Source organism: Paracoccus sp. R12_2 (assembly GCF_017744015.1).
In the GTDB taxonomy this organism is placed as follows: Bacteria; Pseudomonadota; Alphaproteobacteria; order Rhodobacterales; family Rhodobacteraceae; genus Paracoccus.
In genome coordinates this window covers 173,333-190,769 of the sequence record NZ_JAGHRA010000004.1, presented here as the reverse complement: position 1 = coordinate 190,769, position 17,437 = coordinate 173,333, and the positions used below count along the sequence as shown (strand labels likewise).

Sequence of the window (17,437 nt, the reverse complement as noted above, 5' to 3'; positions counted from 1 at the left end):
CATGGCGGCTATGCTGCGGGTGCAGCATCATTTTCCTTGAACCATTCGCATCCTGCCCATAAATCAGGCTGCGAAGGCGGTGGTCAGCTTAACCGCGCATCACCTTCTACCTCCCTGTTGGACTTAGGCCGGGCCTCGTGCCCGGCTTTTTTTTGTCCGCACGGGCGCGGTTCGCCGCGCAACCCTTCCCATGGCGGGCGTCTCACCATAAAAGGCGCCAGACCACACGGGGCAGGAAGGGCCGGATATGCAGGAACCGTCGATCACCGCCGATCTGATCGCCGCGCACGGGCTGAAGCCCGACGAATATGACCGCATCCTGAAGATCATCGGCCGCGAACCGACCTTCACCGAACTGGGCATCTTCAGCGCGATGTGGAACGAACATTGTTCCTACAAATCGTCCAAGAAATGGCTGCGCACCCTGCCGACGGAAGGGCCGCAAGTGATCTGCGGGCCGGGCGAGAACGCGGGCGTCGTCGATATCGGCGACGGCCAGGCCGTGGTCTTCAAGATGGAAAGCCACAACCACCCCTCGTATATCGAGCCACATCAGGGTGCCGCGACCGGCGTGGGGGGCATCCTGCGCGATGTCTTCACGATGGGCGCACGACCCATCGCGGCCATGGATTCGCTGTCCTTCGGGCGGCCCGAACATCCCAAGACCCCGCATCTGGTCAAGGGCGTGGTCGAAGGCATCGGCGCCTATGGCAATTGCTTCGGCGTGCCGAATGTCGGCGGCGAGGTCAGGTTCCACCGCAGCTATGACGGAAACTGCCTTGTGAACGCCTTCGCCGCGGGTCTGGCGGATACCGACAAGATCTTCTATTCGGCCGCATCCGGCGTCGGCATGCCGGTCGTCTATCTTGGCGCAAAGACCGGTCGCGACGGCGTCGGCGGCGCCACGATGGCCAGCGCCGAGTTCGATGACACGATCGAGGAAAAGCGCCCCACCGTTCAGGTCGGCGACCCCTTCACCGAAAAATGCCTGCTGGAAGCCTGCCTGGAACTGATGGCCTCGGGTTCGGTCATCTCGATTCAGGACATGGGCGCGGCAGGGCTGACCTGTTCCGCGGTCGAGATGGGCGACAAGGGCGGCCTGGGAATCAAGCTGCATCTGGACGCCGTTCCGCAGCGCGAAACCAACATGACCGCCTACGAAATGATGCTGTCGGAATCGCAGGAACGCATGCTGATGGTGCTGAAGCCCGAGAAAGAGGCCAAAGCCCGCGCGATCTTCGAGAAATGGGATCTGGATTTCGCCATTGTCGGCGAAACCATCGCCGAAGACCGATTCCTGATCCTGCATGGCAACGACGTGAAAGCGGATCTGCCGCTGTCCAAACTGTCCTCCAGCGCGCCGGAATATGATCGCCCGTGGGTCGAGACGCCGGCCGCAGACGCCGCCCCCACCCTGCCCCCGATCCGCCCGATCGCGGCGCTGCGCGCCCTGATCGGCAGCCCCAACCATGCCCACAAATCATGGGTCTGGGAACAATACGACACGCAGGTCGGTGCCGATACGATCCGCCGTCCGGGGCTGGGTGCAGGCGTCGTGCGGGTGCATGGCACGAACAAGGCGCTGGCCTTCACCAGCGACGTCACCCCCCGCTATGTCAAGGCGAACCCGTTCGAGGGCGGCAAGCAGGCCGTTGCCGAGGCGTATCGCAATCTCTGCGCTGTCGGCGCGACGCCGCTGGCCACCACCGACAACCTGAATTTCGGCAACCCCGAAAAGCCAGAGATCATGGGCCAGTTCGTCGGCGCGATCAAAGGCATCGGCGAAGCATGTCGCGCGCTGGATTTCCCGATCGTGTCGGGCAACGTGTCGCTTTACAACGAGACCGACGGCAAGGGGATCCTGCCGACGCCGACCATCGGCGGTGTCGGTCTGATCGACAACATCTCGCACCTGATCGCGGGTCTGCCGTCGGAAGGCGATCTGGCGCTGGTGATCGGCCGGACCGACGGACATCTTGCCCAATCGGCCCTGGCGCACGAGGCGTTCGGGATCGAAACCGGTGATGCCCCCCATGTCGATCTTGATGCCGAACGCAGGCATGGCGAATTCCTGCGGACCCACCGCCGGCACCTGAAGGCCGCGACCGACCTGTCGGATGGCGGGCTTGCGCTGGCCGCGTTCGAGATGGCCGAGGCGGCAGGCATCGGCCTGCATCTGGGCAGCAGCGATATCGGTCAGCTGTTCGGAGAGGATCAGGCCCGCTATCTGGTCGCTTGCGATGCCGAAGGCGCCGATGCCATCGAGAAGGCGGCCGGATTGGCCGGAATTCCTGTGGCGCAGGTCGGCAGGTTCGGCGGGACGATCGTCGAACTGGGCGATGACGCCGAAGATCTGGCCGAACTGTCGCGGCTGTACCGCACGGCATTCAAGGTCGCGATCAAGGGCGACATGCCCGATCACGCATGACCGTGCGCGCGCCCGTCGGATTCGCCGTCATCGTCACGGCGGCGGGTCGTGGCAGCCGCGCGGGCGGTGACGGTGACGCGCCCAAGCAATGGCGCAGCCTTTCGGGGCGTTCGGTGCTGGCCCGGACGCTGGCCGCCTTCTCGGGCTTTGATCGCGTGGTGCTGGTCGTGCATCCCGACGACATGGGCGATGCGATCAGGGAATTCTCGGGCGCCGTCACGATCGTTTCCGGGGGCGAGACCCGCGCGGCAAGTGTCCGCAACGGCCTGTTGTCCCTGCGCGGCGGCGGCGTCAGCCATGTGCTGATCCACGACGGCGCCCGCCCTCTGGTCAGCGACGACGTCATCGGCGGCGTCATCGAGGCCTTGACGGCGGGGGCGCTGGCGGCGGCGCCCGCGCTGCCGGTCAGCGACGCGCTGTGGCGCGGCGATCAGGGCAAGGTCACCGGAACCGCCTCGCGCGACGGGCTGTATCGCGCCCAGACCCCGCAAGGATTTTCCTTCGACCACATCCTGACGGCCCATCTGGATCATCCGCACGACGCCGCCGATGATGTCGAACTGGCGCGTATGGCGGGATTGCAGGTCGCGATCACAGCCGGCAGTGAAGACAATCTGAAGATCACCTATCCTGCGGATTTCGCGCGGGCCGAACGGATTCTGGGAACGGCAATGGATATACGGCTTGGCAACGGTTACGACGTTCACGCCTTCGGGCCGGGCGATCATGTCTGGCTGTGCGGCGTGCAGATCCCGCACGAGGCCGGGCTGGTCGGCCATTCTGATGCAGATGTCGGCATGCACGCCCTGACCGACGCCATCTATGGCGCGCTGGCCCAGGGCGATATCGGTCGGCATTTTCCGCCTTCCGACCCCCAGTGGAAAGGTGCGGACAGCGCGATCTTTCTGCGCCATGCGGCAGAGCTTGCCCGCAGCCACGGGTTTTCATTCGGCAATTGCGATGTCACGCTGATCTGCGAGGCTCCGAAGATCGGACCGCACGCCGCCGCAATGCAGCTGCGCCTGTCCGAAATCACGGGGATCGACGCCGACCGGATCAGCGTCAAGGCGACCACCTCGGAACGCCTTGGATTTACCGGCCGACGCGAAGGGATCGCGGCCATCGCAACCGCCGCGCTGATGAAAGGATAGATGATGGATCGCCTGCTGTGTATCTGGTTCGGTGCCGGTCTGTTGAAGCCCGCCCCCGGCACCTGGGGATCGGCAGTGGCCGTCGCGCTGGGGCTGCTGATCCACAGGATCGGGCATTTTCCCCTGCTGGCCATCGCCACGGTTGCCGTCACCATCGCAGGGTTCTGGGCCGTTCGCCGCCATACCGCCGGCATGGACGATCCCGACCGCAGCGAAATCGTCATTGACGAGGTCGCGGGCCAGTGGCTGGCACTGTGTTTCCCTTCGGCAGGGTTCTTTTTTGCGGGGCTGCCCGCAAGCAGCTTTCCCTATCCCGGCTGGATCGCGGCATTCCTGTTCTTTCGCCTGTTCGACATCTGGAAGCCATGGCTTGTCGGACGCGCCGACCGGCAGGGAGGGGTCGATGGCGTGATGGTGGATGATCTCTGGGCGGGTCTGTTCGCGGGCATCGCCACGATGATCGCGGCGGCCATAGCTCATGGGGTGCTGATGTGAGCCTTGCGGCCGAGGTGCTGGACGCCGCCCGTGCGCGCGGCATCCTGATCGCCACCGCCGAAAGCTGCACCGGGGGGCTGATCGCGGCCGCACTGACCGAGGTTCCGGGTTCGTCCGATATCGTGGATCGGGGCTTCGTGACCTATTCGAACGCCGCCAAGCGCCAGATGCTGGGCGTCAAACCCGCAACGCTTGGCGCATTCGGCGCGGTCAGCGAAGAGGTCGCGGCCCAGATGGCCAGCGGCGCCTTGGCGCACTCGGATGCAAACCTTGCGGTCGCGGTCACCGGGATAGCGGGCCCCGGCGGATCTGACCACAAACCCGAGGGCCGGGTCTGTTTCGGTGTTGCGATTGTGTCAGGGGGCACGGGGCCCGAGGTGGTGACCGAGACGGTCGAATTCGGCGCGATCGGTCGGCATCGGGTGCGCGCAGCGACGGTCGATCGCGCGCTGCGGCTGTTGCTGCTGCATCTCGGGCAGCGCCGCACACAGGACGCCGACGGCTGACCTAGGCCCGCCGACCCGCCAGTGCCGCAAGAAACCGTTCGATATCCGCGTGGGGCGTGTTCCACGACGTCACCAGACGGATCGGCACGGGATCCAGCCCATCGGCCGACTTGTCGGGCCACAGGTGATAGATCGCCCCGGCCTCTTGTGCGCGCCGATGCGCCGCGGCGGGGATGGTCGCAAAGACGGCATTCGACTGGACCGGCACCAGCAGCGAACCGCCAGCCTCCAGCACCCCTTCGGCCAGCCGTGCAGCCAGACCGTTCGCGTGGCGGGCAAGGTGCAGCCACAGGCCGTCTTCGGCCAGCGCCAGCATCTGCGCCGACAGAAATCGCTGCTTCGAAAAGACATGTCCGGACTGCTTGCGGCGATAGTCGAACCCCTCGGCCAGCGTAGGATCGAAGAATACCACGGCTTCGGCCGCCATCGCGCCGTTCTTGGTGCCGCCAAGGCACAGCACATCGACGCCGGCACGCCATGTCAGATCGGCGACGGAACCTTCCAGGGCCGCGACAGCGTTGGCAAAGCGCGCGCCATCCATGTGCAGCGGCACACCAGCCCGATGCGCGATTTCAGCCAGTGCCGCGACATCCTCGACGCTGTAGACGGTGCCCCATTCGGTCGCGTTGGTGATTGACACCATCGCGTTGCGGCCACCGTTCAGCCCCCCACTGGCGCCGATGCGCAGGGCGTCGGCCAGAACATGCGGCGCGATCTTGCCACCTTCGCCCGGCAGCGTCACCAGCTTGCCGCCGTGGGTAAAGAACTCGGGCGCGCCGCATTCGCTGGTTTCGATATGCGCATCCTCGTGACAATAGATCCGACCACCCGCCGGACAAAGCTGCGCGCAGACCAGCGCATTGGCCGCCGTTCCCGTCGCCACAAAGCGGATGACGGCATCGGGTGCCTGCAACAGGTCGCGCAGCGCCGCTTCGGCACGCGCGGTCACCGGATCGTCGCCATAGCCCATCATCGCACCATCGTTGCACTCCGCCAGCGCGCGCAGGACCGCCGGATGCGCGCCATATGCGTTGTCCGATGCAAAATTCACGAAAGATCCTCGATGATATGCTGGTCCCAGTCTTCCTCGTCGATCTCGGCCTCGCTGACCGTCCAGCCGCGCACGCTGACACCGGCGCGGTGGACCGCTTCGGGATCACCCGAGATCAGGTGATGCCAGTCATAAAGCGGCTTGCCTTCGGCCCGCAGGCGATAGGCGCAGGTGGCGGGCAGCCACCATGCGATGTCCTTCAGCCGCGCCGGTGTCAGCACCACGCATTCGGGAACATAGTCATGCCGGTTGGCATAAGAGCTGCACCGACAGGCGTGCCCGTCCAGCAGTTTGCAGGCCACGCGGGTGAACGCCAGTTCCTCCGTATCCTCGTATTCGATCTTGTTCAGGCAGCACTTGCCGCAGCCGTCGCACAGCGCCTCCCACTCATCGCGGGTCAGCCGGTCCAGCCGCATTTCCCAGAACCGTTCGCGCATCAGGCGCCCGACAGAACCGTGCGCGCCTGTCCGGCGTCGGCGGCGATCTGGTCGATCAGCGTCTCGACATCGTCGAACTTCGCCTCGTCGCGCAGGAACTCGACCAGCGCGACCGACAGATGTTCGCCGTATAGGTCGCCGTCGAAGTCGAACAGGTGCACTTCAAGATTGGGTTCGTTGCGACCGAACATCGGGCGCACGCCCAGGCTGGCGACACCCTGGCAGGACAGCCGATCCGGTCCGGTCAGCACATCGACCAGCACCGCATAGACGCCCAGACGCGGCAGGTGCAGCCCCTCAAGGCGCATATTCGCAGTCGGCCAGCCGAAGTCACGGCCACGCTTGTCGCCATGCACGACTTCGCCCTCGATCCGATGCCAGTGCCCCAGCATTCGTTCGGCGTCGCGCACCCGCCCCTCGCTCAGCGCGGTGCGGATCGCGGTGGAGCTGTAGTCCTGCCCGCCGGTGCCGACCAGCGGCACCGCCGTCACGCCAAAGCCGAACCGGCGACCCAGATCGGCCAGGGTCTGCGCATCACCTGCGCGTTTCTTGCCAAAACGGAAATCGGCACCGACTGTGACATGCCGGACGCCCAGACCTTCGGCAAGCACGTCCTGTGCGAAAGCTTCGGGCGTCAGGCCGGCCAGAACCGGACCGAACGGCAATTCGTAAAGCTGTTCGACCCCCAGCCTGGCCAGGCGGTTGGCGCGCGATTCAGCGTTCATCAGCCTGAAGGGTGCGGCATCGGGCGCAAAATACTGTCGCGGATGCGGCTCGAAGGTCAGGATCCCTAGCGGCGCGTCGGCTGCGCGGGACGCGGTCTCGATCACCACCCGGTGTCCCAGATGGACGCCGTCGAAATTGCCCATCGCCACGGTCGCCCCACGGGCGCTGGCAGGCAATCCGTTCCAGTCGTGATGGATATGCAACGGGCCCCCAGTCAGGGCGCCTGCCGCCCCGTCAGTCGAACTTGCGGCTTGGGGCCAGTACGACCGCCTCGCCTTTCAGCACGACCGTATCGCCCACCAGACAGCGGGTTGCAAGCGTCACCCGGCGTTTCGCGTGGTCGATCGTGTCCACCGTGACCTCGGCGCGGACCATGTCGCCGGGACGCACCGGAGCCATGAATTTCAGCGTCTGCCCCAGATAGACGGTGCCATGTCCCGGCAATTGTTCCCCGATCACCGCCGAGATCAGACCCGCGGTCAGCATTCCGTGCGCGATCCGCCCCTCGAAAATCGTGTCCTGAGCATAATCATCATCCAGGTGCACCGGATTGCGGTCGGTCGAGACCTGGGCGAACAATTCGATATCGTGGTCGGTCACCTGCTTTTGCAGATAGCGGGTCATGCCGACTTCCAGATCCTCGATGACGATCGTGCCGCGGGGAAGATTGTCGAACATGCTGTCATCCATCTCTTGCGCCGGTTTTCTGAACGTGATGCTGCATAGCAGCAATTTTACCCTCGCGCAACAAACTATCACATAAATGGTATAAAAATATAATATTGTTGCACGTTGACCGCCGCCCAAACTGGTTGCCACAAAAAGAAAACCCGCACCGATGGGTGCGGGTCGAGTGATGGACAGCGCGCGATCAAGCTTCAGCGAAGGCGGCCTATCGCGTATTGCGGCTGTTGCTGATGATGCGCCAGCCATTCGCGCAGCAGTTCGGGATCAGGGTTCTCGACATCGTCGCCGAAGGCCGCCGCGGCAAGCCCACCGGTCACGAACAGCACATCGATACCCTCTTGCTGCGCACCGCGGATATCGGTGTTGATCCCGTCGCCGATGGCCAGCACCCGCGACGAATCGCTCAGTGACAGAAGACGCCGCGCACGTTCGTAGATCGGCGGATGAGGCTTGCCGAAATAGAACGACACCCCGCCCAGATCCTCGTAGAACTCGGCCAGGGCACCCGCGCAATAGATCCGCGTCTCGCCCATATCGACCACCACATCGGGATTGGCGCAAAGCATCTTCAGCCCGCGCTGCCGCGCCAGCATCAGACGGGCGCGATAATCCTCCGGCGCCTCGTTCACCTCGTCGAAGGGGCCCGTGCAGACGATACCCTCGGCGTCTTCCAGCGGCACCCTGACCACCGCAGGCGCATCTGACCACTCGGCCGGAATGTCGTTGAAGAAGCCGTCATCCTTTTCGGTGCCGATATGCCAGACCTTGCGGCCCACGGCCCCCTCGAACATCGCGTCCTGTGCTGCGTCTCCGGAACTGATCACCATGTCCCAGGCGTCGCGCGGCACACCCATCCGGTCAAGCTGCGCGATGACATACTGGTTCGGACGCGGCGCGTTCGTCATCAGCACGACACGCCCGCCGCCCCGACGATAGTCCTGAAGGGCCGCCACCGCCGCCGGATAGGGGCGTTTGCCGTTATGCAGACAGCCCCACAGATCGCAGAACAGCGCATCATATTGCGTGCCGATCTGCGACAGGCTTTCGATGATGCGGGTCATCAGACGGCCAGGGCGGGGATGATCTGCTTCTTGCGGCTCATGATCCCCGGCAGAACGACCGTATCGCCGGTGACCGTCGCGCCAAAGCTTTTCACGGCGACCTCGCGCACGAAATCATCGGGCACCAGCAACGTGGCCTCTTCGCGCAGGATGTCGATGATGAACAGCAGAACATGATCGGCACCGTCCGCTGCCGCGACGCCCGGCATGGCCGCGACCAGCGCGTCCTTGCGATCCAGCAGCACCTGCGGCGCCGTCGTTTCCAGAACCGAGATGCGCAGCTGCTTGCCCCCCAGTTCGTATTCCTTGCTGTCCATCCGAAGCAGCGCCTCGTCGCTGAAGGCGCTGACATCGGATTTGGCCGCGAACATTTCGTTGGCGTAATCGGTGATGTTCAGCCCCAGTTCAGCTGCCAGCTTTTCGGCCACCGCGCGGTCATGCGGGGTCGTCGTCGGGCTGCGGAATTCCAGCGTGTCGGACAGGATGCAGGTCAGCATCGCGCCCTTCACCGCCTCGGGGGCGCGGGCCAGATCGTCGCCGATCAGGTCATGCATGATCGTGGCGGTGCAGGCCAGAGGACGGATGGTGATGTTGATCGGCGTCTTGGTCTTCACGCCGCCTGCCAGCATGTGGTGATCGATGATCTCGATCACATCCGCATCATTGATGCCTGCGGGCAGTTCGGCGGGATTGTTCGTGTCTACCACTACGCATTTTTCGCCCTTCTCGACATCCAAGATGATCTCGGGCTTGTCGAGGTTCCAGCGGGTCAGCATCCAGGCGGCCTCGGTGTTTGGCTCGCCCTGCAGAACCGCCTTGGCGGGGGTCTTGCGGACCTCGCTCAGATACCACGCCCAGATGATGGGCGAGCCGGTCGAGTCGGTGTCGGGGGAGGTGTGGCCGAATACCTTGATCATGATGCGCCTCTAAGGGTTCGAATGTCGCGCGCCTTATAGGCGGCATGCCGAGTGATGTCCACGCGGGCGGCACCGCGCCAACGGCGCCTGTCAGTCCGAATAGATCATTCTGCGCGTCATGCCGCCATCGACGACGAAGTGCTGACCGGTGATGAACCCTGCCTTGTCGGACGCCAGAAAGGCGACCAGCGTCGCGATATCCTGCGGCACACCGACCCGTCCGACCGGGTGCTGGGCCAGGTCGGACGCGGAATGATCCGGCTCGCTACGCTCGGACCGCTTTTGCCAAGGTCCGGTTTCGATCCAGCCCGGCAGGATCGCGTTCACCCGCACCGAAGGCCCAAGACTGATTGCCAGCGCGTGCGTCAGGGACAGCAGCGCGCCCTTGGCCGCCGCATAGGCCTCGCAATCGGGTTCGGATTGCAGGGCGCGGGTCGAGGCAACGGTCACGATCGCGCCATGCGCCCGACGCAGCAGCGGAACCGCAGCACGCACGCAAAGAAACGCCCCGGTCACATGGCTGTCCTGCCAGCGCCGCCAATCTGCCAGCGACAGCGACTCGATCGGTCCGCTGACGGGATCCGCGACGCCCGCGTTCGAGACCAGCAGATCCAGCCCGGCCCCATCCAGCCAATCTTCAAGTTGCCTGAAGCCGTCTGTCACCGACGTCTCGTCGCCGACATCCGCGTGGATCAACAGAATTCCATGATCTTCGGCGCCCAGGTTCTCCAGGGCCTCTGTATCTTGGTCGAGAACGGCAACGCGCCATCCCTCGGCGCGAAGATGCACCGCGATCCCCTTGCCGATCCCTTGCGCGCCGCCGGTAATCAGTGCCGATCGCATGCTGCCCTCGTGATTTGCCGGCTTGACGCAACGACTGCACCCGCGCGGCGGTTGCCGGCGTCAGCCGCGGCTGGTCAGACGGCGGGAATTGGCGCGCGTGCGCTTGCCATAGGGCCGCAAGGCGGCCGACATCATGCGGTCGGCGCTGGCGCCGCGGCTGGCGGCCTGCGCGACGGCGAACATCGACTCGGACGCGGCGGCCTGCTTCTCGGCAACCATGCGAAACGGCTCGCCGGGGGACTGGGCCATCATGCCCATCATTCCGGCAACGCGATATCCGATCACCATTTGGGAATCCATTGCGATCCGCGCCATCTGCGCCCAGACCCGATACGGGGCACCGACAGCCGACATCAGATTAATTCTTTGTGTCATTGTTATATCCTTCGTGTCATCGGCAAAGCCGGACGGGTCATCCTGTCGCCATCGAAGATATGAATACAAGTGCGACTTTTGAACAGGTAAGCCGGATTTAGGCATCGCCCGGCTTGGCAAGCGCGGGCCGCCATGTATAGAGGCATGCCATGATCGACAGCATCACACTCCGCCGCCCCGACGACTGGCACCTGCATCTGCGCGATGGCGCGATGCTGGTGGCCGTGGCCCCGCTTTCCGCCGGTTTCGGCCGTGCGATCATCATGCCGAACCTGGTTCCGCCGGTGGTAACGGGCGCCCAGGCGGCCGCCTATCGCAACAGGATCCTTGCGGCGCTGCCGGAAAACGCCCCGCTGAAGCCACAGATGACGCTGTATCTGACGGACGGCACCGATCCGGCCGATGTCATCGCAGCGCACAAGGACGGCATCATCCGCGCGGTCAAGCTGTATCCGGCCGGCGCGACCACCAACTCGGCCAGCGGCGTGACCGATGTCGAACGTGTGCGCCCGGTGCTGGAGGCGATGGCCGAGGCGGGCATTCCCCTGTGCGTTCACGGCGAGGTCACGGATCCTGCGGTGGACATCTTCGACCGCGAGGCCGTGTTCATCGACCGGGTACTGGACCCGCTGCGCCGCGCCACGCCCGGCCTGCGCGTGGTGATGGAACATATCACGACCTCGGATGGCGTGTCCTATGCACGGTCCGGCGGCGATGATCTGGCGGCGACGATCACGACGCACCACCTGGTCATCAACCGCAACGCCATCCTGGCGGGCGGGATCCGTCCGCATTACTACTGCCTGCCGGTGGCCAAGCGCGAAACCCATCGCCTGGCCCTGCGCGAGGCGGCGACCAGCGGCGAGGCGCGCTTTTTCCTGGGCACCGACAGCGCGCCGCACACTGACAGCGCCAAGCTGCAACCCTGCGGCTGCGCGGGCTGCTTTACCGCACCGAACACCATGTCGATCCTGGCCCATGTGTTCGAAGACGACGGCGCGCTGGACCGTCTGGAATCGTTCACCAGCCTGAACGGCGCCGCCTTCTACGGCATGGAGCCGAACGAGGACCGCATCCGCCTGGCACGGCGCGACGTGGCGGCGGATTATCCGGCCTCGATCTCGGTCGGCGATCAGACCGTGACGGTCTTTGATCCAGGATTTCCGCTTTACTGGCATCTGGAGGACGCATGAGCCTGCCCTACCCCGCGCGCGAGGAAATCGCCCGCCTGACCGCCCGCATGCTGCTGGAAATCAAGGCGGTGGACTTCAACGCCGAGACGCCCTTCACCTATGCTTCGGGCCTGAAGGGGCCGACCTATGTCGATTGCCGCCGGATCATCAGCTTCCCGCGCGTGCGCCAGACCCTGATGGATTTTCTGGCCACCACGGTCACGCGCGACGCCGGGTTCGAAGCGTTCGACAACGTCGCCGGCGGTGAAACGGCGGGCATCCCGTTCGGCGCGATGGTTGCCGAACGGCTGGGACTGCCGATGACCTATGTGCGCAAGAAGCCGAAAGGTTACGGTCGCAACGCCCGGATCGAGGGCGTGATGACCGAAGGCCAGCGTGTTCTGCTGGTCGAGGATCTGACCACCGACGGCGGCAGCAAGCTGTCCTTCGTCGATGCGATCCGTGACACCGGGGCGACCTGCGCGCATACCGCCGTGATCTTCTATTACGGCATCTTTCCGGAAACGACCCAGCGTCTGGCCGATCACGGCGTGCGACTGCACCACCTCTGCACCTGGTGGGACGTTCTGGAAGAGGCGCGGGCGCAACAAGCCTTTGACGACAACACCCTGGCCGAGGTGCGGACCTTCCTGACCGATCCGCGCGGATGGCAGGCGGCAAACGGCTGAACGCCGTTTATCCACAGCCTGTCCACAGATCGACACACCGTTTTCCGGCCGCGCGGGATTTCCCGCGGCCGCTGCTTGCGGTAGAACGGACCGATAAACACCAAAACGGGGCATGGGGCAGATGAGCGGCTTGCGCGCGATCATTCCGGGGCAGGAAGATCAGGACGACGAGAAGCAGGCGGTGCCCTTCTCGCTTGAGGCCGAGCAGCAATTGCTGGGCGCATTGCTGACCAATAACGACGTGTTCGACCGCGTCAGCCAGGTCATCAAGTCGGAACATTTCTATCATCCGGTCCATGCCCGCATCTTCGAGATCTGTGCCGAACGGATTCGCAAGAACGCGCTGGCAAGCCCTGTGACCATCAAGGCCTTCATGGAGAATGACGAGGGCCTGAAGGAACTGGGCGGCGCGCCCTATCTGGCGCGGCTGGCCGCGGCTGCGATCTCGGCCTATGCGGCGCGCGACTATGCGCAGATGATCCGCGAATTCGCGCTGCGCCGCGAACTGATCGGGCTGGGTCAGGACATCTCGGCCCGCGCGGCCAGCGTCGAGGTCGGAGACGACGCCGAAGAACAGATCAAGGCCGCCGAACAGACCCTCTACAAGCTGGGCGAACAGGGCGTGGCCGAGCGCGGCTTCCAGTCCTTCCTGAAGGCGGTGACGGGCGCGGTGCAGGCCGCGAACGCCGCCTATCAGCGCGACGGCAAGCTGTCGGGGATCTCGACCGGACTGGTGGATCTGGACGGCAAGATGGGCGGGCTGAACAATTCCGACCTGATCATCCTTGCCGGCCGCCCGTCGATGGGCAAGACATCCTTGGCCACCAACATCGCCTTCAACATCGCCAAGGCGCACAAGACGGGCGAGCGCCCCGACGGCACGCAAGGCTCGATCGAGGGCGGCGTGGTCGGGTTCTTCAGTCTGGAAATGTCGGCCGAGCAGCTGGCCGCGCGGATCCTGTCCGAGGCCGCCGAGGTTCCCAGCGAACGGATCCGCAGCGGCAATATGGACGAAAGCGAATTCCGCCGCTTCGTCGAGGCCGCGCACGCCTTGCAGAACTGTCCGCTTTACATCGACGACACACCGGCCCTGCCGATCAACCAGCTTGCCGCCCGTGCGCGCAAGCTGAAGCGGACGCACGGCCTTGATGTGCTGATGGTGGACTATCTTCAACTGCTGAAGGCCGCCAGCGCCAAGGACAGCCGCGTGAACGAGGTCAGCGAGATCACCCAGGGTCTGAAGGCGGTCGCCAAGGAGCTGAACATTCCGGTCATCGCGCTGTCGCAGCTGTCGCGTCAGGTCGAGAACCGCGAGGACAAGCGCCCGCAACTGTCGGACCTGCGCGAATCCGGGTCGATCGAACAGGACGCCGACATCGTGATGTTCGTGTTCCGCGAGGAATATTACAAGGAACGCGAAAAGCCCTCGGATGCCGATCTGGACGCCATGGCCAAATGGCAGCAGATCATGGAACAGGTCCACGGCAAGGCCGAGGTCATCCTTGGCAAGCAGCGTCACGGCCCGATCGGCACGGTCGAACTGTCCTTCGAAGGACAGTTCACCCGCTTTGGCAACCTTGCAAAGGATCGCCAAACCCAATGGGATTAAGCCTGCCCGTCCCGGTCATCACGATCGGGCTGCTGATTGCCTCGAACGTCTTCATGACCGTCGCATGGTATGGTCATCTGAAGTTCAAGACCGCGCCCCTGATGGTGGTTATCCTGATAAGCTGGGGCATCGCCTTCTTCGAATATCTGATGCAGGTCCCCGCAAACCGGATCGGATACGGGCATTTCAGCGCCGCACAGCTGAAGACCATTCAGGAGGTCATCAGCCTTTCCGTCTTCGCCATCTTCTCGTGGGTCTATCTGGGCGAACGGGTCGGCTGGCAGCATGGCGTAGGCTTTGCCCTGATCTGCCTGGGCGCCTGGTTCGTCTTCCATGACTGGAGCTAGAACCCCTCCGCATCCGATGACCCTGGTGGCGCTGTCGGGGATGGGCGCGCTGTCGATGAACATCTTCTTGCCGTCGCTGCCGGGAATGGCGCGGGATTTTGATGTCGACTATGCGATCATGCAGCTGTCGGTGTCGGCCTATATCGGCGCCAGCGCGGTGATCCAGCTGCTGGCCGGCCCGGTCAGCGACCGGTTCGGCCGCAGGCCGGTCGCGCTGGTCGGGCTGGTGATCTTTGCGCTGGCGACAGTCGGCACGCTGATCGCGCCCAACGCCACGATGTTCCTGCTGTTCAGGCTGATCCAGGCGATGGTCTCGGTCTGTCTGCTGCTGTCGCGGGCTGCGGTGCGCGACATCTATGACGACGCGCGGGCGGCATCGATGATCGGCTATGTCACCATGGGCATGGCGGTGGTGCCGATGCTGGCGCCGGTGATCGGCGGCGTGCTGGATGAGGCGTTCGGATGGCGCGCGAATTTCGCGATGATGGGAATCCTGGGTCTGATGACGCTGGTGCTGGTCTGGCGCGACATGGGCGAAACGGTCCGCGGCGGCGGGCTGCCCATGCGCCAGCAGATCGCGAATTACCCGATCCTTGCCCGATCACACCGGTTCTGGGGCTATTGCCTTGCCGCCACGCTGTCCTCGGGCTGCTTCTTTGCCTATCTGGGCGGTGCGCCGTTCGTGGGCGAGCAGGTCTTCGGCCTGACCCCGGCGCAGGTCGGCTATTTCTTCGCCGCCCCCTCGGTCGGTTATCTGGCCGGCAATTTCATGTCCGGGCGGTTCACCGCACAGGTCGGGCTGAACCGGATGATCCTGTTCGGGGCGCTGATCTGCCTCGTGGCACTGGGCGTGTCATTGCTGGCGACGCTGGCGGGAATGATCAGCCCGCTGGTCTTCTTCGGCGCCATCGCCTTCATGGGGTTGGGCAACGGGCTTGTCATGCCCAACACCAATATCGGCATGATGAGCGTACGCCCCGAACTGGCCGGCACCGCCAGCGGTCTGGGTGGCGCGCTGGCGGTGGCGGGCGGGGCGGTCCTTTCGGCACTGGCCGGGGCGCTGCTGCAACCCGGCTCGGGCGCGACCCCGCTGCAGGTGATCATGTTCGCATCGGCAGCCGGATCGCTGGTCTCGGTGCTGTGGGTGCTGCGGCGGGAACGGCAACTGGCGCGGGTCGGCTAGGGCCGCCGGACCGGCAAACCTTATCTTAAGCCTTTTGGGACATGCTGCATCCCATGTCCCTTGCAACCGCCCTCAACCGTCGCGTGCCGATCCCCCGCCCTGACGCGGCAGGGCTTGCCCGAAGCGCTTTGCAAACGATACATCCGAATTTGCAAATCGTGGGGGACAGGATGGCGACTCAGAAGATCTACGCGGGCACATCGCTGCGCGAAACGCGGGCACGCGCAAGTTTGACCCAGCGGCTTTTTGCCGAACGACTGGGTGTTTCCCTGCCCTATCTGTCGCAGATGGAAAACAACCACCGCCCCATCTCGGCCGGTGTCCTGTTGCGGCTTGCGCAGGAATTCGGCGTCGACCTGACGACGCTGGCGGCGGGCGACGCCGACCGCATGGTGATCGACATGCAAGAGGCTCTGGCAGACCCGCTTTTCGATGCCGCTCCGCCGTTGGCCGATCTGCGGCTGGCCGCCACCAACACCCCGATCCTCGCCCGCGCCTTTCTGGATCTGTATCGCGCCCACCGGCAGGGCCAGGAACGGCTGGCCGCGCTGGACGAAGCGATCGGCGCGGCAGGCCAGAACGCCCTGTCGACCCCCTGGGAAGAGGTTCGCGACTTCTTTCACTATTGCGACAACTATATCGACGCGGTGGACCGCGCCGCAGAACGCTTTGCCTGCCCTGCCGGGCAGCGCACCGATCTGTGGCAATCGGCGGTGAAGACCCTGGCCGAAAAGGGAATCCGCGTCACCCTGATGGAACTGCCAGCAAACTCCGTCTTTCGCCGCGAGGACGGCGAATTGCAGGTGAATGCCGCGGCCGAGGCACCGACGCGACTGTTCCAACTGCTGCATCTGGTGGCGCAGGAACGGCAATCCGACCTGCTGGAGGCGACGCTTGATCTGGCCCGATTCCGCAGCGACACGGCACGGCAGATCGCGCGCCTGGGTCTGGCGAACTACTTCGCCGGCGCCGCGATGATGCCCTATCGCCCGTTTCTTGCCGCCGCACAGGCCGAAAGGCACGATCTGGAACGCCTGGCACATCTGTTCGATGCCTCGCTGGAACAGGTCGCCCACCGTCTTTCCACCATGCAGCGCCCCGGTGCCAAGGGGGTGCCGTTCTTCTTCGTGCGGGTCGATCAGGCCGGCACGATCACCAAGCGCCATTCCGCCACCCGCCTGCAATTCGCGCGGTTCGGCGGTGCCTGCCCGCTGTGGAATGTCCATCAGGCATTCGAACAGCCGGGCCGGTTCCTGCGCCAATTGGCCGAGACGCCGGACGGGATGCGGTATCTGCTTCTGTCGCGGGACGTGTCGAAACATGCCGGGGTCTTCAATGCCCCGGTCCGCCGTTTCGCGATCGGACTGGGCTGCGAGGTCGCGCATGCCGAAGGCTTGGTCTATGCCGACGGCCTTGATCTGACAAAACCCCGCGCGTTCGAGCCGATCGGCATTTCCTGCCGCATCTGCCCGCGCCCCGATTGTCACCAGCGTTCGGTGCCGCCGATCGACCGGCCGTTGCGCGTTCCCCCTGACCGAAACGGACCCCTGCCCTATGAGATTGCGTGAAGACGTCTCGCACCGCGCCCCCGCTTCGGCGGAAAATCGCCCGAAAAGGCGTGTATCCGCCCATCTGGCCCGTGCCCGGCAGTTGGTGTGTTGCCATGAAGGCACAGCTACTGTTTACCGCATGACCAACGGAACCAACGCAACCTGCACGCGACAGGTATGTGTCACCGGGGGACAGGACTTGCCGCTGAA

At 64.7% G+C, this 17,437-nt stretch carries 18 protein-coding genes; 10 read left to right on the top strand and 8 right to left on the bottom strand.

Features of this window, described 5'->3' with window-relative positions:
- Positions 1-247 precede the first annotated feature (247 nt).
- The 4 genes from purL to J7359_RS07040 are packed head-to-tail and all read left to right on the top strand — an operon-like array spanning position 248 to position 4,580.
- A complete protein-coding gene (gene purL / locus J7359_RS07055) occupies positions 248-2,428 on the top strand; it encodes a phosphoribosylformylglycinamidine synthase subunit PurL (protein ID WP_209055919.1) in 2,181 nt (726 codons plus the stop codon).
- A complete protein-coding gene (locus tag J7359_RS07050) occupies positions 2,425-3,579 on the top strand; it encodes a bifunctional 2-C-methyl-D-erythritol 4-phosphate cytidylyltransferase/2-C-methyl-D-erythritol 2,4-cyclodiphosphate synthase (RefSeq protein WP_209055918.1) in 1,155 nt (384 codons plus the stop codon). Before purL ends, J7359_RS07050 begins: the two co-directional genes overlap by 4 nt.
- 3 nt (positions 3,580-3,582) lie before the next feature.
- The gene (locus tag J7359_RS07045) at positions 3,583-4,074 is read left to right on the top strand and encodes a phosphatidylglycerophosphatase A (RefSeq protein WP_209055917.1); all 492 of its coding nucleotides are present in this window, start codon (positions 3,583-3,585) and stop codon (positions 4,072-4,074) included.
- Complete coding sequence (locus J7359_RS07040; protein WP_209055916.1) at positions 4,071-4,580, top strand: CinA family protein; 510 nt, start codon at positions 4,071-4,073, stop codon at positions 4,578-4,580. Before J7359_RS07045 ends, J7359_RS07040 begins: the two co-directional genes overlap by 4 nt.
- 1 nt (position 4,581) lies before the next feature.
- Here the strand turns inward: J7359_RS07040 and J7359_RS07035 are convergent, their stop codons facing one another.
- The 8 genes from J7359_RS07035 to J7359_RS07000 form a co-directional block, all read right to left on the bottom strand.
- Complete coding sequence (locus J7359_RS07035; protein WP_209055915.1) at positions 4,582-5,631, bottom strand: beta-eliminating lyase-related protein; 1,050 nt, start codon at positions 5,629-5,631, stop codon at positions 4,582-4,584.
- Entirely contained in the window at positions 5,628-6,068 is a 441-nt protein-coding gene (locus J7359_RS07030) for a YcgN family cysteine cluster protein (RefSeq protein ID WP_209055914.1), read from the bottom strand. The genes J7359_RS07035 and J7359_RS07030 overlap by 4 nt, the downstream gene beginning before the upstream one ends.
- Positions 6,068-6,997 carry a bifunctional riboflavin kinase/FAD synthetase gene (locus J7359_RS07025; RefSeq protein WP_209055913.1) on the bottom strand — a complete coding sequence of 310 codons (930 nt, stop codon included), beginning with the start codon at positions 6,995-6,997 and terminating at the stop codon, positions 6,068-6,070. The genes J7359_RS07030 and J7359_RS07025 overlap by 1 nt, the downstream gene beginning before the upstream one ends.
- Positions 6,998-7,028: 31 nt before the next feature.
- Positions 7,029-7,472 (bottom strand): MaoC family dehydratase, encoded by a 444-nt coding sequence (locus J7359_RS07020; RefSeq protein ID WP_209056052.1) that lies wholly within the window; start codon positions 7,470-7,472, stop codon positions 7,029-7,031.
- A gap of 200 nt (positions 7,473-7,672) precedes the next feature.
- Positions 7,673-8,542 (bottom strand): TIGR01459 family HAD-type hydrolase, encoded by an 870-nt coding sequence (locus J7359_RS07015; RefSeq protein WP_209055912.1) that lies wholly within the window; start codon positions 8,540-8,542, stop codon positions 7,673-7,675.
- On the bottom strand, positions 8,542-9,459 hold the full coding sequence (locus J7359_RS07010; RefSeq protein ID WP_209055911.1) for a manganese-dependent inorganic pyrophosphatase: 918 nt from the start codon (positions 9,457-9,459) through the stop codon (positions 8,542-8,544). The genes J7359_RS07015 and J7359_RS07010 overlap by 1 nt, the downstream gene beginning before the upstream one ends.
- Positions 9,460-9,549: 90 nt before the next feature.
- Complete coding sequence (locus J7359_RS07005; protein WP_209055910.1) at positions 9,550-10,302, bottom strand: SDR family oxidoreductase; 753 nt, start codon at positions 10,300-10,302, stop codon at positions 9,550-9,552.
- Positions 10,303-10,362: 60 nt separating this feature from the next.
- On the bottom strand, positions 10,363-10,677 hold the full coding sequence (locus tag J7359_RS07000) for an antibiotic ABC transporter (RefSeq protein ID WP_209055909.1): 315 nt from the start codon (positions 10,675-10,677) through the stop codon (positions 10,363-10,365).
- A gap of 149 nt (positions 10,678-10,826) precedes the next feature.
- Between J7359_RS07000 and pyrC the strand changes: the two genes are divergently transcribed.
- The 6 genes from pyrC to J7359_RS06970 all read left to right on the top strand — a co-directional run bounded on the left by pyrC (position 10,827) and on the right by J7359_RS06970 (position 17,245).
- Positions 10,827-11,870, top strand: a complete 1,044-nt coding sequence (gene pyrC, locus J7359_RS06995; RefSeq protein ID WP_209055908.1) for a dihydroorotase — start codon at positions 10,827-10,829, stop codon at positions 11,868-11,870.
- A complete protein-coding gene (locus J7359_RS06990; RefSeq protein ID WP_209055907.1) occupies positions 11,867-12,538 on the top strand; it encodes an orotate phosphoribosyltransferase in 672 nt (223 codons plus the stop codon). Before pyrC ends, J7359_RS06990 begins: the two co-directional genes overlap by 4 nt.
- A 121-nt stretch (positions 12,539-12,659) precedes the next feature.
- A complete protein-coding gene (locus J7359_RS06985) occupies positions 12,660-14,147 on the top strand; it encodes a replicative DNA helicase (protein ID WP_209055906.1) in 1,488 nt (495 codons plus the stop codon).
- Complete coding sequence (locus J7359_RS06980) at positions 14,138-14,494, top strand: DMT family protein (protein WP_209055905.1); 357 nt, start codon at positions 14,138-14,140, stop codon at positions 14,492-14,494. Before J7359_RS06985 ends, J7359_RS06980 begins: the two co-directional genes overlap by 10 nt.
- Entirely contained in the window at positions 14,481-15,677 is a 1,197-nt protein-coding gene (locus tag J7359_RS06975; RefSeq protein WP_209055904.1) for a multidrug effflux MFS transporter, read from the top strand. Before J7359_RS06980 ends, J7359_RS06975 begins: the two co-directional genes overlap by 14 nt.
- A 170-nt stretch (positions 15,678-15,847) precedes the next feature.
- The gene (locus J7359_RS06970; protein WP_209055903.1) at positions 15,848-17,245 is read left to right on the top strand and encodes an XRE family transcriptional regulator; all 1,398 of its coding nucleotides are present in this window, start codon (positions 15,848-15,850) and stop codon (positions 17,243-17,245) included.
- The last annotated feature ends 192 nt before the right edge of the window (positions 17,246-17,437 follow it).